Consider the following 18,273-nt stretch of genomic DNA (forward strand, 5'->3'; position numbering starts at 1 on the left):
TCAGATGGATTCCGGGGGGTTCCGCACCGCAGCGTCACCCTCTCCGCCGTCGCCCGATCGTCGAGAAAGGCTCCGCCATGACATCCAGCTCGCCCGCCCTGCCCGGCCCGCTCGCCCACGTGACCATGGATGGCGAGCTGCCCGCGCGCTCCGCCATCCCCACCATCTTCGACGAACTCGACTATCAGATGGCGTGCCAGGCCTACCTCTGGGCCCTGCCGATCGTGTCCTATGCGCAGTGGAAGGGGCAGCACTACGACGTGTTCGGCGCAACGAGTAGTGACCTCGTGCGCTATGCCACCTACCGCGACCGCCTCGGCATCATCACGGCGAATGCGACAACGCCCTACATCCTGAACTTCTTCGCTCTGGCCGAAACCGGGCCGCTCGTGATCGAACTGCCGGCGGGCCCGACGGCTGGCGGGGTGTCCGACTTCTGGCAGCGCGAGATCGGCGCGATGGGCGAGATGGGCCCCGACCGCGGCCAAGGCGGCAAATACGTCATCGTGCCTCCCGGCGAGAGCGCTCCGGATGACCTGAGCCCCGACTACCGCACCCTGCAGTCATCCGGTTTCAACATCATGTTGGGTTTTCGCACCCTCGACCCCGACCCGGCACGCGCGGAGGCCCTCGTGGATGCCGTGCGCATCTACCCCTACGCGGAGCGCGAGAACCCCACCCCTACGCGTATCGTGTCGCCCGACGGCCGTGAATGGACGGGCGACCAGCCGCGGGGCCTCGACTATTGGCGTGCGCTGCACGGCGTCTACCAAACCGAGGTCGTCGACGAACGCGACCGGTTCTACCTGGCCATGCTGAAGCAGCTGGGCATCGAGAAGGGCAAACCGTTCGAGCCCGACGAGCGCCTGCGCCGCATTCTCGAGCAGGGTGCCGCCGCGGGTGAACTGATGGCGCAGGCGAACACGTTCGCCAAACGTTTCGAGCAGGGCTTCTTCTGGCCCGACCGCCGGTGGGAGCAGGCCATCGTGCTCGACAACTCGGCGCAGCGCGGCAACGGGTACGACGAGTTGCTCGAGCGGGCCTCGTGGTTCTACGAGGCGGTCAGTTTCGCGGAGTCCATGAAGAGCACCACGCCCGGTCTCGGTCAGGCCTACCTCGGGTCGTACACGGATGCCGCGGGGGACTGGCTCGACGGCGGCCGCGCCTACACGCTGCATGTGCCCGCCGACGTACCCGCGAAGCTCTTCTGGTCGGCCACGGTCTACGACGTCGCCACCCGCTGCCTGATCGACAACCCGCAGCAGCGCGGAGATCGCGGGTCGCGCGACCCCGAGCTCGTCGTCAACGAGGACGGCTCGGTGGACCTGTACTTCGGCCCCGAGGCCTCGGCCGCCGGAGAGGCGAACTGGGTGCAGACCATCCCGGGCAAGCACTGGTTCTCCTACTTCCGCTTCTATGGCCCGTTGGAGCCCTACTTCGACCGCAGCTGGAAACTCGGGGACATCACCCCCGCGTAAAGGTGGAGCGAGGGGTGGACTCGATCCCCGTTCCGTGATTTCCCCGCCGCTGTCACATTTCGGGGCGCTCGTTCGTCAGAGTGCCACACGGATGAAGGAGCGCAATGGGTAATCAAGTGGTGGTCGTCGGCGGCGGGTATGCCGGCGTGATGGCGGCGAACAGGCTAGCCGGGCGGGGTGACGCGACGGTCGTGCTCGTCAACGAGCGGGAACACTTCGTCGAACGCATCCGGTTGCACGAGGTTGCGAGCGGTGTGCGCGAATCTCCTCGCCTGTCCTTCGACGAGGTGCTGCACCCGTCGGTTCGCCGGGTGACCGCGCGCGTCGCGTCGATCGATGCGGGGCTGTCGCGCCTGCTCTTCGCTGATCGCGACGCGTTGGCTTACGACTATCTCGTCTACGCGGCGGGGTCGACGGCGCGTCCGATGCCTTCCGACTCAGACGACGAGCCGGGGATGCCTCACCTCTCGGTGTCGACCGACGAAGATGCCGCGCGGGCCCGGCAAGCCGTGCGGAACGCGGCACCGGGTTCGGCGGTGGTGGTGCGCGGAGCCGGACACACGGGCATCGAACTCGCGTCGGAGCTGCGGGCGGCGCGCCCCGACATCCACGTGCATCTGGTGTCGCGCGGGCCCGTCGGCCGGTCGCTGGGCGCGGCGGGTGGTGGGGAGTCCGAGCGGGCGCTGATTCGCCTCGGTGTGCGCATCCACCGCGGGGAGGACACGGTGCCGGCGCCGGCCCTCGTGCTGCACACGGACGGGTTCGTCGGCGCGTCACTGGCGGCCGAGAGCGGCCTGCCGGTCAACGCTCGGGGGCAGCTCGAGGTGGGGGCTGATCTGCGAGTGCGCGCGCATCCGAATATCGTCGGCGCAGGGGACGGGTGCCACGTCGGCGGCGCGCAGAACACCCACCTCAGGATGGGGTGTGCCAGCGCCCTGCCGCAGGGAGCGCACGCCGCGGATGTCGTCGGCGCCCTGATCGATGGAGCCGCACCCGCCGCGCACAGTGCAGGGTTCGTCGCCCAGTGCGTGAGCCTCGGCCGCACACGTGGCCTGATCCAGGCCGTGCATCCCGACGACACCCCGCGCCGGATTCGACTGCGCGGGCGTTCGGCCGCCGTCTTCAAAGAGCTCATCTGTCGGCAAACGGTGCGGTGGATGCGTCAGGAAGCCCGCCGGCCCGGCACGTATCGTTGGCCGGCCGGGCCCGCCGCTAGGGTGAACGAGTGACCGATGCCTCCGACTCGTTTCGGCGCCATCGGGGGCTGATCTTCACGCTCGCCTACGACATGCTCGGCTCGGTCTCCGACGCCGAGGACATCGTCCAAGACGTCTACGAGCGCTGGCTGGCCGTTGACCACGACGTCGAGCATGCGCGCGCCTATCTCGCCCGCATGACGACCAACCTGTGCCTCGACGTGTTGCGTTCGGCGGAGCGTCGCCGCGTGGACTACGTCGGGCCGTGGCTGCCCGAACCGTTGCCGGCCGACGGCGGAGTTCCGGGGCCGGAGGAGCAGTTCGCGCGACATGAGGCTGTGTCTGCTGCTTTCCTCGTTATCCTGCAGGCGCTGGGGGATCGCGAACGCGCGGGTTTCGTTCTTCGAGAAATCTTCGCGTTCTCCTATGCCGAGGTCGCACACATCCTCGACATGGAGGTCGATGGCGCGCGGCAGATGATCCACCGCGCGCGCGACCGCGTGCACACCCGTCGACAGCGGTTCGCGGTCACGACGGAGCAGCACGACCGGGTCGTCGAGCGTTTCATCGCAGCGGTCGAGGCGGGAGACATCTCGGGCTTGATCTCGACCCTGGCTCCGGATGCCGTGCTCACCGTCGACGGCGGCGGCAAGGTTTCGGCGGCGCGCCGTCCGGTCACCGGCGCCGAAGCCATCGTGCGCTTCCTCTTCGGCCTGCAGGCCAAAGTCGGCCCCGCGGGCACTATCAGGGGCGACGAACTCAACGGGGGCCTGAGCGTACTGTCGCTCAACTCCGGAACGGTCGACGCATCCTTCCAGTTCGCCATCGCGGGCGCGGTGATCGAGGAGATCTACGTCATGCGCAACCCCGACAAGCTCCAGCGCCTGCAGCCGGGAAGCTGATCGCCGTGGCCCAGGAGGGGCGAGGTGCCGTCAGTATGAGGCGCGGTCAGTATGAGGCGCGGTCAGGATGAGGCGCGGTCGTGGGGAACCTCGACGTCATGCGGCCGCGCCGCCTCTTCTGGAGTGCTCGCGCGCGTCGCGGCGAGGGAACGCGCCCGGTCGGTCGGGCGGCGCACGATGAAGGTGACGAGACACGAGAGTGCACCGGCCATCAGGGCCGCGGCGACGATCCAGGCGACGGTGCTCCACTCGCTCGACGCCAGCAGGGCCACCACGATGATCGCGGCGGCGGCTAAAGTCACGCCGAGGGCCAGGATGCCGGTCGACAGGCTGATGGGCTGAGGGGCTTCATCGTCCGGCCGCACGGGGGCCGGTTTCCAGACGACGATGAGCAGGGTGGCGATCGGTCCGAGAAAGATCGAGACGAGGAACCAATTGAGGCGCGACCGGTTCTTCTGTTCCGCCAGGCCCGCGTTGACCAGGGCTAAAGCGAACCATCCCCAGGAATTCACTGCTGCTGGATCCATCCCACCAGCCTATTCGGTCGGTAAGAATCCTCAAGCTTGGGTCTGTTCCCGGGCGTCGGCGGCTGCCACACTGAGGCCCATGACTGACAGCGCCTTGAGCATCCCTCGCGTGGCCTACCTCGAGGCGGCGGCCAGCGCCGTCGACCTCATCGGCGATGAGCGGGTTGCGAGCAGGTGGCACGAGGAATCCGTGCTGCCCGGCATGACCGTGGGGGTTCTGGCGGCTCATCTCGGGCGCAGTCTGACGCAGGTCGAGTTCCTCCTCGACCTCGACCGCGGCGTCGACCCCGGCCTCGACTCTGGCCCCGACTCGGACGGCGGTCGTGAGGCGGGCGGCGGGCCCGGGGGCGCCGACGTCGTCGTCATCGATGCATCCACCTATTTTGGAACCTTCGAGGGCATTGCCGATCGCGAGTCCGACGTCAGCCGTGGTGTCATCCGCCGTGGAACGGAATCAGCGGAGAAGGGTGTTGTGGCTGTGGTCGCGCAGTGCCGGGAAACCCTCGATCATCTGCGATCGCGCCTTGCTTCGGAACCAGTCAACCGGCGCCTGGGTGTGGCCCACCGGCCGGGCGAGATCATCTCGCTCGACGACTACCTGCGCACCCGTCTGGTCGAATTCGCCGTGCACACGGATGACCTGTCCCTCAGTATCGGCGCGGCCGTCACGAGCCCTCCCGCCGCCCTGGCCGCTGCCGTCGACGTTCTCGTGGGTGCGGCGCGTGTGCGCCACGGCGACCTCGCTGTGCTGCGCGCTTTGAGCCGGCGCGAGCGCGACGAGTCCGACGCGCTGCACGTCTTGTGACCGAAGAACCCGAAAGGCGAGGATCAGTACCCGTGAGTATGAGAAGCCATCACGTCAGTCGGGTTATCTCGGCTTCGCCGGAGGCCGTGTACGAGTACGCGTCGAATGTCGATAATCTCCCGCAATGGGCGGCGGGTCTCGCCCAATCCGAAGTTGTTCGCGAGGGCGACGTTCTGATCGTCGAGTCGCCCATGGGTCGGGTGACCGTTCGGTTCGTCGAGCGGAACGACCTGGGAGTCCTCGATCATGATGTGACGCTGCCATCCGGGACCGTCGTCACGAACCCGGTGCGCGTACTCGCCCACCCGGACGGCGCCGAGGTTGTCTTCACGGTGCGCCAGATCGAGCTCACCGACGACGATTTCACGCGCGACATCGCGCTGGTCGCCGCCGATCTCGAGCGACTCGAGCACGGGGTTCTGCGTCACAGTACGACGGTCGAAAACCGAGACGGTTTGGTCGTGTCAGTCGACGCGGCCGTGACGGCGGACGTGGTCTGGCGAGCGCTCACCCAGGAGCGCGCAGAGTGGTGGCCCGATATGCACTTCGATGCGATCGCCGGCGCGCCGCTGCGCGAGGTGTGGATTGAAGACGGGGTCGAGCGCGAGGCCGTGGGTCAGGTCATTGAGGTTACGGATGGCCGGGCCCTCGCATTCGTGTGGTCCGAAACCGCGCGGCCCTCCCCTCTGCAGGTGACCTTCGCGCTCGATCCGACGGCTTCGGGCACCCGCGTCTCGGTGTCGGAGACGGGTTTCCTCGGTGTGCCCGACGGCGACGCTCTGCGCGAAGAGCACGCGGAGGGATGGCAGTTCCACTTGTCGCAACTGCTCAAGCACGCCGAGGGGTGAGGCCGCGCGTGCCGGGTGCGCGCTAGCTGCGCGGAGCCCGCGTTTGGTCTATGCGCAGTCCGAGCGGATGCGGCCCCATGAATAGCCAGACGAAACCGGCCATGAGCGGGAAGAAGACGACCGCCAGGATCCACACGGTGCGTTCGGCGCTGTTCAGCGTCGGCTCGCGCCTGATCTGAGTGATCGCATAAACAAGGACCCCGACGTAAGCGCCGAGAAGAACGATGCTCAGAACGATCGCGAGTGCGACATCCATGATTTCCCCCATCCGCCGACCCCGGCCGGTCTGTGCGCCCAGCCTAGTGATCGGGCGGACGCGCACCTAGCGTTTCAGCGCTGTGCATGGCGGCGGAGTGCGTCAGGGCGCCGGCGTGAGCGGGGGCAGGCCCTCGGTGGAGAAGACGCGGTCGAGGAACATGCGGGCCGCGCCGCGCAGGCCGCCCGTGCCCTGGTGGCGCGTGACCTCGACGGTGAGCTGCTCGGTGGCCATGGGCAGGCAGTCGGCGTAGAGGGTGGAGCGCACGCCCGCGACGAAGACGGCCGAATCGGCGAGCACGCCGCCCAGCACGAGGCGATCGGGGTTGAAGAAGTTGACGATGGTGGCGAGCACGCCGCCCGTCATGACGCCCGCGTTGCGCAAGAGGCGTGTGGCGAGGGGGTGGGAGTCGCGGGCCAGCGCGATCATCGCCTCGACGGTGTGCACGTCGTGGCCGGCGAGTTGCATCTCGCGAACCAGGGCGTTGCCCGAGGCGAGGGCGTCGAGGCATCCGGTGCGCCCGCACGAGCAGGGAACCGCGGCTGCCCCCGGCACCGAGACGTGGCTGATGTCGCCCGCCCAGCCGTTGCTGCCCGTGTAGAGCTCGCCGCCCGAAACGATGCCGCAGCCGATTCCCGAGCCCACTTTCACGAAGACCTGGTTGGCGAACCCGGCGGCTTCGTCGGCGTCGAGCAGTTCGCCCGCGGCCATCAGGTTGGCGTCGTTGTTGACGACGACGGGCAGCTGGATGTCGCGCTGCACGACCTCGGCCACCGACACGCCGTTCCAGCCGGGCATGCGCGACGGCGCGACGATGCGGGACGTGGTGGACGACACGGGCCCGGGCACCCCGACGGAGATGCCGCGCAGGCGCGTGTGGCTCGGAACATCCGCCTGCTCGACCATGTCGACCAACTGGGCGACGGCAAATGAGAGGACCTCGTGCGGGCCGGCCGCGATGTCGAGGTCGAGGTGGCGCTCGCCGACGAGGTTTCCGGCGAAATCGATGAGGCCGAAGGTGGCGCGGTCGACGCCCAGGTCGATGCAGCCGACGAGTCCGGCGTCGCCGCGGATCTCGAGGTGGCGGGGGCGCCGGCCGCCGCGGGACTCGCCGTGCCCGACCTCGACGATGTGGCCCTGCGCGATGAGGCCCTCGACGCGCGACGCGACCGTCGAGGGGGAGAGTCCCGTTGCCTTGGCGAGGGCGGCGCGCGATGTGGCGCGGCCCGAGCGCAGCGGCCCGAGGATCTCGACGTTCTGGGGCGCGTGGCGGGGCGGTGTGCGGAACAACTCGCTCGTGCTCATCGGGGCTCTTCCGGTCGCGTCGGGGTGGCGGATGCCTCCGCAGTTGCTCCAGTATTGCATAAAGTTTATCGAAATCTACGTGTAACAATCAGTTGTTAGGTTGATCCCGTCATCATGGATGGGGGATCCGACCGAGGATGGCGATGCGGCCCCCGAAGGCCGCATTTCACGAGAAGGCGGCACTATGGCACACGCACCCGGAACCCCCGCGGCATCGTCCGCGGCACGCACCGCATCGACCGACATGGTCGTCATGACGGATGTGCAGAAGCACTTCGGCGACCACCACGTGCTGAAAGACGTGTCGCTCAGCATCGCTCCGCAAGAGGTCGTCGTCGTGGTCGGGCCATCCGGCTCGGGCAAGTCCACGCTGTGCCGCTGCATCAACCGGCTCGAAACGATCACGAGCGGCGACATCCGCATCGACGGGGTCACGCTGCCTCAAGAGGGTAAGGCGCTCGCTCAGCTGCGGGCCGACGTGGGCATGGTGTTCCAGTCGTTCAACCTCTTCGCGCACCGAACCATCCTCGAGAACGTGACGCTGGCCCCGATCAAGGTGCGTGGCGAGAAGAAGAAGGATGCCGAAAAGCACGGCCTCGAACTGCTCGACCGCGTGGGCATCGCCGACAAGGCCGACAGCTTCCCCGCCCAGCTCTCGGGCGGACAGCAGCAGCGCGCCGCCATCGCCCGCGCGCTCGCCATGCGCCCCAAGGTCATGCTGTTCGACGAGCCCACCTCGGCTCTCGACCCCGAAATGGTCACCGAGGTGCTCGACGTGATGGTCTCGCTCGCCAAAGAGGGCATGACCATGGTCGTCGTCACACACGAGATGGGTTTCGCCCGCCGCGCCGCCGACCGCGTCGTCTTCATGGACGACGGCCGCATCGTCGAACAGAACACGCCCGCTGAGTTCTTCGACCACCCCGAGTCGGAACGCGCCCGCGCCTTCCTCTCCAAGATCTTGACCCACTGACGCACAGCCCTAGAACCCCACCGAGAAAGGCACCACCTTGCGCGTTTCACGTTCCCCCCTTCGCCGGGCCATCCCCGTCGCAGCCGTCGCCCTCACCGCCATGCTCGGCCTCGCGGCCTGCTCGGGCGGAGACGCCGCCGTTCCCGGCGCCGACCCCACGGCCTCGTCGGCCGCCTCCTCGCTCGACGAGGTCTACAAGAACGCCGTCGTCGCCGAGGCCGCAGACATCCTGCCCGACTCGACCATGGCCAAGATCAAGGAGCGCGGCAAGCTCATCGTGGGCGAGGCCCTCGACGCTCCGCTGCTCTCGCAGCAGGACCCCTCGAACCCCGACGACGTCGAGGGCTTCGACGCCGACCTGGCCAAGCTGCTGGCGATCTACATCCTGGGCGAGCCCAACGTCGAGATCATCCCGCCGGCCTCGGAAACCCGTGAGGCGCTGCTGCAGAACGGCACCGTCGACGTGGTCTTCAACACCTACACGATCACCGAAGAGCGCGCCGCGCAGGTCTCGTTCGCGGGCCCCTACCTCGAGTCCGGTCTGGCCGTCGCCGTCAAGAGCGACAACGACGACATCAAGGGCATCGAGGACCTCGCCGACAAGACCGTCATCGTGGGTGCCAACACGCCGGCCGTGACCGCGGTTCCCGAAGAGCAGCCGACCGCCACGCTCGTTTCCTTCGCCACCGACCCGCAGGCCATGCAGGCCCTCAAGCAGGGTCGCGGCGACGCCTACGTGCAGGACTTCACGCTGCTGGCCTCGAACGCCGCATCGGATGACTCGATCAAGGTCGTCGGCCAGCCCTTCACCACCGAGGCCTACGGCATCGGCCTGAAGCACGACGATGACGACTTCAAGACGTTCATCAACGAGTGGCTCGTCAAGATCCAGGAAGACGGCACCTGGGCCAAGGTCTGGGACGCCACGCTCGGCGCGGCCGTCGAGTCCGAGACGCCCGACGCTCCCAAGATCGGTTCGGTCCCCGGCTCCTAAGCCGCAGCAGACGCCGGATGCCGGTTGCCTCACGTTTCTGGGGCAACCGGTTCCGGCGGCTCGCGCCCGGGCCTCGCGGCATCCGCGTCGACCTGCGTGACCTTCACGACCCGCACGACCTGCACAACCGGCACGACCTGCCTCACTCGAACCGCCCCGAAACCGCCCGAAGGAAGTTATGGATATCTTCGTCGACAGCGCCGGCCCGCTCCTCGCCGCGCTCGGAACGACGGTCGTGATGGCGGTGGTCGCCGGCATCGGCTCGCTCATCGTCGGAACGCTCATCGCGGCGGCCCGCATCAGCCCCATCCCGGTGCTGCGCGGAGCGGCCTTCGCCTACGTGCAGTTCTTCGTCAACGTGCCGCTGCTCGTGCTGCTCATCCTCGCGGTCTTCGCGCTTCCGGATGCCGGCATCCTCATGCCCCTGGCGCCCACCACGGTCGTCGTGCTGACGCTCTATGAGGCCGCGTATGTGGCCGAGGCGATCCGCAGCGGTGTGAACACCGTGGGCAACGGGCAGATCGAGGCCAGCCGCGCGCTGGGCTTCACGCTCGGCCAGACCCTCAGCCTGGTGGTGCTGCCGCAGTCGCTGCGCGCCGCCGTGCAACCCATCGGAAACGTCATGATCGCGCTAACCATGAACACGGCCCTCGCCGCGGCCGTGGGCGTCGTCGAGCTCACCTCGGCGGCCAACAAGCTCAACCTCGTCGAGGCGCAACCCATCCTCATCTTCACGGCGGCGGGCCTCGTCTATATGCTGCTCGCCCTCATCATCGGCCTGAGTGCCGGCCGCATCGAGCGAAAGGTGGCGATCGTCCGATGAGCGCTACAACGCACACGACCGGCACCGGCACGGGCGCGGGCAAGGGTGCCGCGACGCAGAAGGTGTCGCTGTACGACGAGCCCGGGCCCAAGACCCGCCGCAATATTCGCATCTGGTCGGCCGTCGTCATCCTGATCCTGGTCGGGATCGTCGTGGCGGGGCTCATCCAGTTCGGCTCGAAGGGGCAGCTGGATGCCGACAAGTGGACGCCTTTCCTCTCCTGGCCCGTGTGGGAGTACCTGCTCGTCGGGTTGTGGGGAACGATCCAGGCCGCCGCGCTCGTGGCCGTTCTCGGAGGTTTCCTCGGTCTGTTCCTGGCGCTCGGACGCCTGAGCCGGGTGCGCGTCATCCGCTGGCTGTCGACCGGCTATATCGAGATCGCGCGCACGATTCCCGTGCTGCTGCTCATCTACCTGATGCTGTTCGGCCTGCCGCAGTTGGGCCTGAACTTCCCGCTCATCTGGAAGCTTGTGATCCCGCTGACGGTGGCCAACTCGGCCGCGTTCGCCGAGATCATCCGCGCCGGCATCCTGGGCTTGCCCCGCGGTCAGCGCGAAGCCGGCCTGAGCCTCGGCATGTCGGAGGCTCAGACCTCGCGACTCGTCGTGCTGCCGCAGGCGCTGCGCTTCGCGACGCCTTCGCTCGTGACGCAGCTCGTGAGCCTCGTCAAGGACACGTCGCTCGGCTACATCGTGGCCTTCACCGAGCTGCTCTATCGCGGCCAGGTGCTGTCGTCGTTCAACCACCTGCTCATTCAGACGTTCGTCGTCGTCACACTCATCTACCTTGTCTTCAACGGCGCGCTCTCGACGCTCGCCGCCCGCCTGCGCACGCGCCCCTCGAAGCGCAGCCTGCGCAAACCGGATGTCGCGGCGCCCGTGCCCATCGTGGGTGCGCCCGTGCTCGACTGACCTGTCCTTCCGTTTTCCGCACACGTACTACCGATCGACTGTCGCCCCCGCGACGAAGGAGCAACACCGTGGCATCCCTTCCCTCCTCTGACCTCGCCGCCTCGTCCGCGCCCGCCGCGGCCACCTCCGAGCTGGCCGAGCTCGCCGTCATCGTGCGCTCGGGCGTCATCGAGAGCCGCCACTTCGGCTGGCTCGTCGCGCTCGACGCCGACGGAAACGTGGCCGCCGACCTCGGCCGCGGGTCCACGCAGGTGCTGCCGCGCTCCACCACGAAACCCCTGCAGGCCCTCGCCTGTCTCCTTGCCGGCGCCGACCTCAGCGGCGAAGAACTGGCCATCGCGGCCGGCAGCCACACGGGCGAGGACGCCCACGTCGACGCCGTGCGCCGCATCCTCGACCGCGCGGGTCTCGAGGAATCGGCGCTCGGCTGCCCCGTCGACTGGCCCGAGGACGAACCCACGCGCGAACGCCTCATCCGCGACGGCGAGACCCGTTCGCGCGTGCGCATGAACTGTTCGGGCAAGCACGCCGCCATGCTGCTGGCGTGCGCCGCCAACGGCTGGGACACGGCCACCTACCTCGACCCCGAGCACCCGCTGCAGCAGCTCGTGCGGCAGACGGTCGAGCGCGTGGCGGGCACGGCCGTCGAATACACGGCCATCGACGGATGCGGGGCGCCCCTCTTCAGCACCACGGTCGAGGGTCTGGCGCGCTCGTTCCGTGCCCTCGTGACGGCACCCGAGGGAACCCCTGAGCGCCTCGTCGCCGACGCCATGCGCGCGCACCCCTTCTTCGTGGGCGGTGACAACCACGCCAACAGTGACACCATGACGCGCGTGCCCGGCGTGCTCGCCAAGGGTGGCGCCGAGGGCGTCATCGGCATGGCCGCGGCCACGGGTCAGGCGGTCGCCATGAAGATCGTCGACGGCAACCCCCGCGCGACGACGCTGCTCGCGCTCGAGGTGCTGGGCGCGCTGGGCGTGGATGTCGCGGCCGCCGGTTCGCTCGTCGACCTGCCGGTCCTGGGCGGCGGCGTGCCCGTCGGCGAGATCGCGGCCGGTGCCGATGTGACCGCCTGGATCGCCGCGCGCGGTGACGTGCAGTGAGCGCATCCGATTCTTCCGCGGGCGTGTCCGTGACCGCCGATGGCTTTGCCGATGCCGCTGGCGTGAACCCTGCCGGTGAGTCGGCCGCCGCCTCAGCGCAGACGAACCGCGTGCGCGTCGAGCTCTGCGTCGACGACCTCGATGGGGCGCTCGTCGCCGACCGCGAGGGCGCCGATCGCATCGAGTTGTGCGCCGACCTGCTCGAGGGCGGGACGACGCCGAGCATGGGCACGATCCTGGCGGTGCTCGACGCCGTCGAACGCGTCGGCGTGCAGATCATCGTGCGGCCGCGCGGGGGCGACTTCGTCTACAGCGAGGCCGAGGTCGACGTCATGTGCCGCGACCTGCGGGCCATCGCGGCAGCCGCGGCCGGCGCGCGCACTCCCGTCGGCGTCGTCGTCGGCGCTCTGACGGCCGAGGGCGAGGTGGATGCCGTCGCGCTCCGCCGCCTGATCGACGCCGCGGCGCCGCTGCCCGTCACTTTTCACAAAGCTTTCGATGCGACATCCGATCTGCTGGCCGCCTATGACGTGCTTGCCGCGGCGGGTGTCGAGCGCGTGCTGACCTCGGGTGGGCCGCATCCCGCGCTGCAGGGTGTCGAGGTGTTGGCCGAACTCGTGCGCTGGTCGCGCGCGGATGCCGCCGCCCCGACCGTGCTCGTCGGCGGATCGGTGCGCCCCGCCAATGTGCGAGAAATCCTCGAGGCGACGGGGGCGAGCGAGGTGCATCTGCGCGCCCAGACCCCTTCGCCGCGCGGGGACGGGACGCTGCGGACCGATCCTGACGTCGTGCGCGAATTGTTTGCGGCACTCGAGGACTCCTCGCTGGCGTCGTCGTCGTCGTCCGCGCGCGTCTCGGAGCCGGCCGTTGCGGCTACGGCTGTCGCTGCCACTGTGGACCCGGCATCAGCTTCTCTCTCCGACGCATCCGTCGTCATCGCCGTCGACATCGGCGGCACCAACCTCAAGGGCGCCATCGTGGATGCCTCGGGCCGCACCATCGCGTCGCGCTCCGTGGGCGTCGGCGCTACCGGTGACGAGTCCATCGCCCGCATCATCGAGCTGCTGCAGGGTTTGCGCGCCCACACCGAACAGTCGGGGCATCACGTCGTCGGCATCGGCGTCGTCACGCCCGGCATGGTCGAGGCCGAGAACGGCATCGTGCGCTACGCCTCGACGCTCGACTGGACCGACGTTCCCCTCGGCCCCATCCTCTCGGCCGAACTGGGCGTGCCCGTCGAGATCGGCCACGACGTGCGGTCGAGCGGACTCGCCGAAAGCCTCTTCGGCGCCTCGAAGGGGGTCGCCAACTCGGTGCTCGTGGCCATCGGCACGGGTGTCGCGGCCTCGATCTTGAGTGGCGGGCATCCGGTCGTCGGCGCGGTCACCACGGCCGGCGAACTCGGGCACATCCCCGCCATTCCCGACGGCGAACCGTGCACGTGCGGCCAACACGGATGTCTCGAGGTCTATCTCTCGGGTGCCGGAATCGCGCGCCGCTATGCCGCCGCCGGGGGAGAACCGGGCCTCGACGCCGCCGCCATCTCTACGCGCCTCGGGCACGACCCCGTTGCCGACCGCGTGTGGGCCGATGGTGTGCACGCCCTCGCGCTGGGCCTCAAATCGGTCACGCTTCTCATCGACCCGGCCGTCATCGTGCTCGCCGGCGGAGTGTCGCGCGCCGGCGGCCTGCTGCTCGACCCGTTGCGTGCCGAACTCGCGCAGTCGCTCGTGTGGCGGGAAGCGCCCGAAATCCGCGTCTCAGAACTGGGCACGGCGGGCGGGCGCATCGGCGCCGCGGTCCTAGCGTTCCGCGCCAGCGGCCACGGCGAGGTCGTCGATCGGTGGACGACCGCCGACGTGCTGGCCGAGGTGCCGGTCGACGCGTCGGCAGCCGGGCCCCGCGCCTGAGCGGCGTGCACCCCACATCATCCCCGTATCGAAAGGCACGTGACATGGCCGAAGTCGTCATCCTCCCCACGAAAGAAGCCGCCGGCGACCTGGTGGCCGAGGCCATCGTGCGTCTCGTCACGAGCACACCGGATGCCGTGCTCGGCGTCGCGACGGGCTCGACCCCGTTGCCCGTCTACCGATCCCTGGCGGCACGCTCGGCCGGCCTCGACCTCTCCCGCGTGCGCGCCTTCGCCCTCGACGAGTACGTGGGGCTGCCCGCCGAGCATCCCGAGTCGTATCGTTCGGTCATCACGCGCGAGGTCGTCGAACCGCTCGGCCTCGACCCGCAGCTCGTGCACACGCCCAACGGGGATGCCGCCACCATTCAGCACGCGGGCGCCGACTACGAGGCCGCCATCGAGGCTGCCGGCGGCGTCGACCTGCAGATCCTCGGTATCGGCACCGACGGCCACATCGGCTTCAACGAGCCCGGCTCATCCTTCGCGTCGCTCACCCGTGTGAAGACGCTCACCGAGCAGACCCGCCGCGACAACGCGCGCTTTTTCGACAGCGTCGACGATGTGCCCCGCCACTGCATCACGCAGGGTCTCGGCACCATCCTGCGGGCGCGGCACCTCGTGCTGCTCGCGTTCGGCGAGGCCAAGGCCGAGGCGCTGGCGGCCGCGCTGGAGGGGCCGCTCACGGCGTCGGTTCCGGGTTCGGCCGTGCAATTGCACGGACACGTGACGGTCGTGGTCGACGAAGCCGCCGCCTCTCGCCTGGCGCACGCCGACTACTACCGCTACACCTACGACAACAAGCCGGACTGGCAGCTGCTGTGAAGAGGTTAGCCGCCGTTCATTTCTCAGCACTGTTCAGTTTCACTGAACAGTGGCAAAAAGTGAACGCTCATTCGTTGATCAGCGGACGGGGATGGCCGAGATCATGCCGAGGCCGACGCTGATGCGGTCGGCGACCTCGACGAGTTCCTCGGATAGGGCGTCGAGGTCGTGGTCGTTCATCACGGTGAGGCGGCCCGAGATGGAGATCGCCGCGACCACCGACCCCGTGGCGTCGCGGATGGGCGCGGCGACGCACAGGCGGCCGAGCGCGAGTTCTTGGTCTTCGAGGGCCGTGCCGCGTTCGGCGATGCGGGCCAGGTCGGCGGTCAGCGCGTCGAACGTGGTCAGCGTGTTCTTCGTGTAGCGCGGGTAGGGCTCGTCGCCGAGCAGCTCGCGGCGCTCGTCGTCGCCGAGGCCCGACAGCAGGCATTTGCCGAGCGCCGAGGCGTGCAGCGGCTGATGCAATCCGACCATGGTGTGCGATTTCGGCGCGAGGGAGCCCTCGAAGTGGCAGAGGTAGACCGAGCTCGCCCCGTCGCGCACGGCGACGTTGACGCTGAGGCCCGTGCGGTGGGCCAACTCCTGCGCGGCGCTGCGGGCTTCGCGGTGCACGGCGTTCTGGTTGAGCCCGGCGCTCGCCAGGGCCAGGATGGCTGGGCCGATCGTGTAGGCCGGGCCGGCCGCGAGCTTGCTCACATAGCCGAGCTCCTCGAGCGTGCCGAGCAGCCGCGCGGTCGTCGAGGCGCCGAGCCCTGTCGCGCGGGCGATATCGGATGCCCGCAGCGGGCCGCTCGTCGACGCACCGAGAGCCTCGAGCACCGAGGCGGCGCGGCCGATGCCTTGCTGGATTTCGCCGGGCACGGTGACCTCTTTCGCTCGGGACGGACGGGGAGTCAGCTGTCAGCCTACCCAGGCATCTCCGGCCCGGCCGCTCGGTGCCGAGTACGCCTTGAGCGCGACGACCGTGACATACGGCGAACCGTTGGTGCCGCGCACGACCAGCCGCAGGCCGTCGGTCGTGACGGCATCGATATCGTGCACGCGGTGACGGTGGCGGTTGCCCGAGACGTCGGCTACCGGCATCCATTCGCCCGTCGCGGTGCGCGCCTCGACGGAGTAGTCGGACACCAGTTCGGGGATGATCTCGAACTCCGTGCGGTGGTGGTGCAGGTTCACCAGATCCTCGTCGACGTCGTCGTTGAACACGATGCGCACCGAACGGATGATCACCGGCTCGGGCCACGTCGCCTCGACGATTTCGGGGTGGGCGGGGAGGTCGCGGGCCGGGTCGAGCGGGGTCGAGGACCAGAGGTGCGGTCCGCCGAAGGGGCGCTGCAGGCCGTCGGTCAGGTGGGCGGGGGTGTAGGCGGTGGTGGCGGGGGACACGGTCGCGACGAAGCTGCGGCGGCGCAGCATCCGGGCCGTCCAGTCGGTGACCGGCTGGTCGCCCTCCTCGGGGATGTGGTCGTCGAGCGACTCGTCCGAGGCGTGCTTGGCGGTGAGGGCGAGCACGCCGTAGGGGCGCTCCTCGGCCAGGTGCAGCGCGATATCGGGGTTGGCGCGCACGACGACGACGGCGTTCTGGGGTTCGTCGGGCAGCCAGTCGAAACGGGCGGTGATCGGGATGCCGCGGCCCGCCGTCACGGCCACGGTGCGGGTGTCGAGTGGCACGATGGGGGCGTAGTTCTGTGGTTTGCCCGTGCCCCAGAGCTCGACCGTGACGGTGGTGTCGGCGCTCGCGTCGGCGCGGAAGGTGATGTCGTCGAGGCGGGGTTCGACCGGGATGACGAGCGCGACGTCTCGGTCGAGGGGGAACGTAGCTGCGGGTCGCGCCGTGGCCCCGCCGGTGTCGGAAGATCCCGCGTGCGGCACCGTCGACAGGTGGGTGAGCGTGCTCGACGCGCTCAGGGTGGCGGTCTGCATCAGGTCGTCGGCGTCATCCGCCCGCACGCCGATGACGGGCGCGTCCTCCCGCAGCAGCGTGCCCTGCAAGACGTCGAGGTGCCGCGAGCCGAGTTCGCGCGGGGTCACGTCGAGGCGCGCGGCGAGGGCCGCGGCCGTTCCGACCGCCTGACCCTGCGTGCTGCACGTGGCCATGACGCGCGTCGACCCGAAGGCCACGTGCGAGGCCGAGATGTTGCGCCCGGCGAACAGCAGATTCGAGACATCCCGCGAATAGAGGCTGCGGAAGGGGATGTCGTAGGTGCCGTCGCTGAAACGCTGCTGGGCCCCCGGTTTGTCGGCATAGACGCCCTCGACAGGGTGCAGATCGATCGACCAGCCGCCGAACGCGACGGCGTCGTCGAAGCGCACCTGGTCGAGGATGTCGTGCTGGGTGAGCGTGTGGTCGCCCACGAAGCGGCGGTATTCGCGCTTGCCCGGGATGGCGCCGACCCATTCGAGCGTGAGCGTGTCGGCGTCGAATTCGCCGGAGTTCTTGATGTGGTTCCAGATGCCGAAGACGACGCCCCACAGTTCGTCGCGGATGCGTTCGTTGTCGCCGACCGTGTCGAGTTCGCCGCCCCATTCGATCCACCAGTAGTTGCAGCCGTTGTCGCCCGTGCGGATGATGCGGTTGGCCAGGATGGGCGTCCGGGCGATGTCGATGGCGATGCTCGGCGGCACGAAACGCTCGGGGCGGCCCGCATCCTTCGTGTAGAAGAAGATGGAGCTGCCGAGGAGCTCGTCGTCGGCCTCGAGGGGGGCCCACGGCTCGTTGTATTCCGAGCGAGCCTCGCGGCCGATGCGGTAGGTGGCGCCGGCTTGTGCGCCGATCAGGCCGTCGCCCGTGCAGTCGATGAAGACCGGGGCCTCGAAGCGCGTCTCGATCTCGCTGCCCATGGTCCAGCCGACGACGGCCTCGATGGCCGGGGCCGGGGCCGGGGAGGCATCGGACGAAGCATCGGCCGCGGCATCCGGTGCCGTCTCGCGCATGACCGTGGTGCGGACATCCGTGTTCAGGTGCAGGCGGATGTTGGGCTCGGCGCGCACGAGGTCGAGCACCGTTTGATCCCAGTAGTAGGGGTTGCCCTCGGCGTTGCGGTATTGGTTCTCGAGGAAGAGCTCGCCCATGATGCCGGTTTCGCGCGCGAATCGCTGATGGCCGTGCGCGGTGGCGCCGACCACCCACACGCGGATCTCGCTCGACGAGTTGCCGCCCAGCACGGGACGATTGGTGATGAGCGAGACGCGCGAACCGAGTCGGGCGGCGGCAACGGCGGCTGAGACGCCGGCGAGGCCTCCGCCGATGACGACGACATCGCTGGACTCTGTTCGACTCTGCATGGGGTTGGGCTCCTTTGACCGGGGGACGACGACCTCAAACTATCACTGAATGGGATTAACTTTCCGCTCAGTGGGATTAAACGATCGCTTGGTGGTATGTTGATCGTCGCCAGCTTCAACAATGACGTGA

At 68.9% G+C, this 18,273-nt stretch carries 17 protein-coding genes; 12 read left to right on the forward strand and 5 right to left on the reverse strand.

Annotated elements, in window-relative coordinates:
- Nucleotides 1-77: 77 nt before the first annotated feature.
- The 3 genes from ACZ6IE_RS01185 (at nt 78) to sigJ (ending at nt 3,576) form a co-directional block, all read left to right on the forward strand.
- Nucleotides 78-1,478: a DUF1254 domain-containing protein gene (locus tag ACZ6IE_RS01185; RefSeq protein ID WP_464606399.1), complete on the forward strand. Its 1,401-nt coding sequence runs from the start codon at nt 78-80 to the stop codon at nt 1,476-1,478.
- Between the two features lie 104 nt (nt 1,479-1,582).
- Nucleotides 1,583-2,707, forward strand: coding sequence for an NAD(P)/FAD-dependent oxidoreductase (locus ACZ6IE_RS01190; RefSeq protein WP_464606400.1), 1,125 nt, complete (start codon nt 1,583-1,585; stop codon nt 2,705-2,707).
- Entirely contained in the window at nt 2,704-3,576 is an 873-nt protein-coding gene (sigJ, locus tag ACZ6IE_RS01195; RefSeq protein ID WP_464606401.1) for an RNA polymerase sigma factor SigJ, read from the forward strand. The genes ACZ6IE_RS01190 and sigJ overlap by 4 nt, the downstream gene beginning before the upstream one ends.
- A gap of 62 nt (nt 3,577-3,638) precedes the next feature.
- Here the strand turns inward: sigJ and ACZ6IE_RS01200 are convergent, their stop codons facing one another.
- Nucleotides 3,639-4,103, reverse strand: a complete 465-nt coding sequence (locus ACZ6IE_RS01200) for a hypothetical protein (protein WP_464606402.1) — start codon at nt 4,101-4,103, stop codon at nt 3,639-3,641.
- Nucleotides 4,104-4,182: 79 nt separating this feature from the next.
- Between ACZ6IE_RS01200 and ACZ6IE_RS01205 the strand changes: the two genes are divergently transcribed.
- Together ACZ6IE_RS01205 and ACZ6IE_RS01210 are read left to right on the forward strand one after the other, a co-directional pair.
- Nucleotides 4,183-4,908: a maleylpyruvate isomerase N-terminal domain-containing protein gene (locus ACZ6IE_RS01205; protein WP_464606403.1), complete on the forward strand. Its 726-nt coding sequence runs from the start codon at nt 4,183-4,185 to the stop codon at nt 4,906-4,908.
- Nucleotides 4,909-4,946: 38 nt separating this feature from the next.
- Nucleotides 4,947-5,756: an SRPBCC domain-containing protein gene (locus tag ACZ6IE_RS01210; RefSeq protein ID WP_464608568.1), complete on the forward strand. Its 810-nt coding sequence runs from the start codon at nt 4,947-4,949 to the stop codon at nt 5,754-5,756.
- 22 nt (nt 5,757-5,778) lie between these two features.
- On the opposite strand, the gene ACZ6IE_RS01215 is transcribed toward ACZ6IE_RS01210, so the two are convergent.
- Nucleotides 5,779-6,012, reverse strand: a complete 234-nt coding sequence (locus ACZ6IE_RS01215) for a hypothetical protein (protein WP_464606404.1) — start codon at nt 6,010-6,012, stop codon at nt 5,779-5,781.
- A gap of 102 nt (nt 6,013-6,114) precedes the next feature.
- A complete protein-coding gene (locus ACZ6IE_RS01220) occupies nt 6,115-7,317 on the reverse strand; it encodes an ROK family protein (protein ID WP_464606405.1) in 1,203 nt (400 codons plus the stop codon).
- Nucleotides 7,318-7,561: 244 nt separating this feature from the next.
- Here ACZ6IE_RS01220 and ACZ6IE_RS01225 point away from each other — a divergent pair, with 244 nt between their 5' ends.
- From ACZ6IE_RS01225 to nagB, 7 genes are all read left to right on the forward strand, one after another.
- Nucleotides 7,562-8,290 carry an amino acid ABC transporter ATP-binding protein gene (locus ACZ6IE_RS01225; RefSeq protein ID WP_464608569.1) on the forward strand — a complete coding sequence of 243 codons (729 nt, stop codon included), beginning with the start codon at nt 7,562-7,564 and terminating at the stop codon, nt 8,288-8,290.
- Between the two features lie 37 nt (nt 8,291-8,327).
- On the forward strand, nt 8,328-9,284 hold the full coding sequence (locus ACZ6IE_RS01230; RefSeq protein WP_238592171.1) for a glutamate ABC transporter substrate-binding protein: 957 nt from the start codon (nt 8,328-8,330) through the stop codon (nt 9,282-9,284).
- 178 nt (nt 9,285-9,462) lie between these two features.
- Nucleotides 9,463-10,107 carry an amino acid ABC transporter permease gene (locus tag ACZ6IE_RS01235; protein WP_077054369.1) on the forward strand — a complete coding sequence of 215 codons (645 nt, stop codon included), beginning with the start codon at nt 9,463-9,465 and terminating at the stop codon, nt 10,105-10,107.
- A complete protein-coding gene (locus ACZ6IE_RS01240) occupies nt 10,104-11,018 on the forward strand; it encodes an amino acid ABC transporter permease (protein WP_464606406.1) in 915 nt (304 codons plus the stop codon). The genes ACZ6IE_RS01235 and ACZ6IE_RS01240 overlap by 4 nt, the downstream gene beginning before the upstream one ends.
- 68 nt (nt 11,019-11,086) lie before the next feature.
- Nucleotides 11,087-12,124, forward strand: coding sequence for an asparaginase (locus tag ACZ6IE_RS01245; RefSeq protein ID WP_464606407.1), 1,038 nt, complete (start codon nt 11,087-11,089; stop codon nt 12,122-12,124).
- Nucleotides 12,121-14,034: a copper homeostasis protein CutC gene (locus ACZ6IE_RS01250; protein ID WP_464606408.1), complete on the forward strand. Its 1,914-nt coding sequence runs from the start codon at nt 12,121-12,123 to the stop codon at nt 14,032-14,034. Before ACZ6IE_RS01245 ends, ACZ6IE_RS01250 begins: the two co-directional genes overlap by 4 nt.
- Nucleotides 14,035-14,078: 44 nt before the next feature.
- Entirely contained in the window at nt 14,079-14,858 is a 780-nt protein-coding gene (nagB, locus tag ACZ6IE_RS01255) for a glucosamine-6-phosphate deaminase (RefSeq protein WP_464606409.1), read from the forward strand.
- 78 nt (nt 14,859-14,936) lie between these two features.
- Here the strand turns inward: nagB and ACZ6IE_RS01260 are convergent, their stop codons facing one another.
- Together ACZ6IE_RS01260 and ACZ6IE_RS01265 are read right to left on the reverse strand one after the other, a co-directional pair.
- The gene (locus ACZ6IE_RS01260; protein ID WP_464606410.1) at nt 14,937-15,719 is read right to left on the reverse strand and encodes an IclR family transcriptional regulator; all 783 of its coding nucleotides are present in this window, start codon (nt 15,717-15,719) and stop codon (nt 14,937-14,939) included.
- A 39-nt stretch (nt 15,720-15,758) separates the two neighbouring features.
- A complete protein-coding gene (locus tag ACZ6IE_RS01265) occupies nt 15,759-18,143 on the reverse strand; it encodes an FAD-dependent oxidoreductase (protein WP_464606411.1) in 2,385 nt (794 codons plus the stop codon).
- Nucleotides 18,144-18,273: the final 130 nt, after the last annotated feature.

The sequence above is a fragment of the Okibacterium sp. AC114 genome (assembly GCF_979253355.1).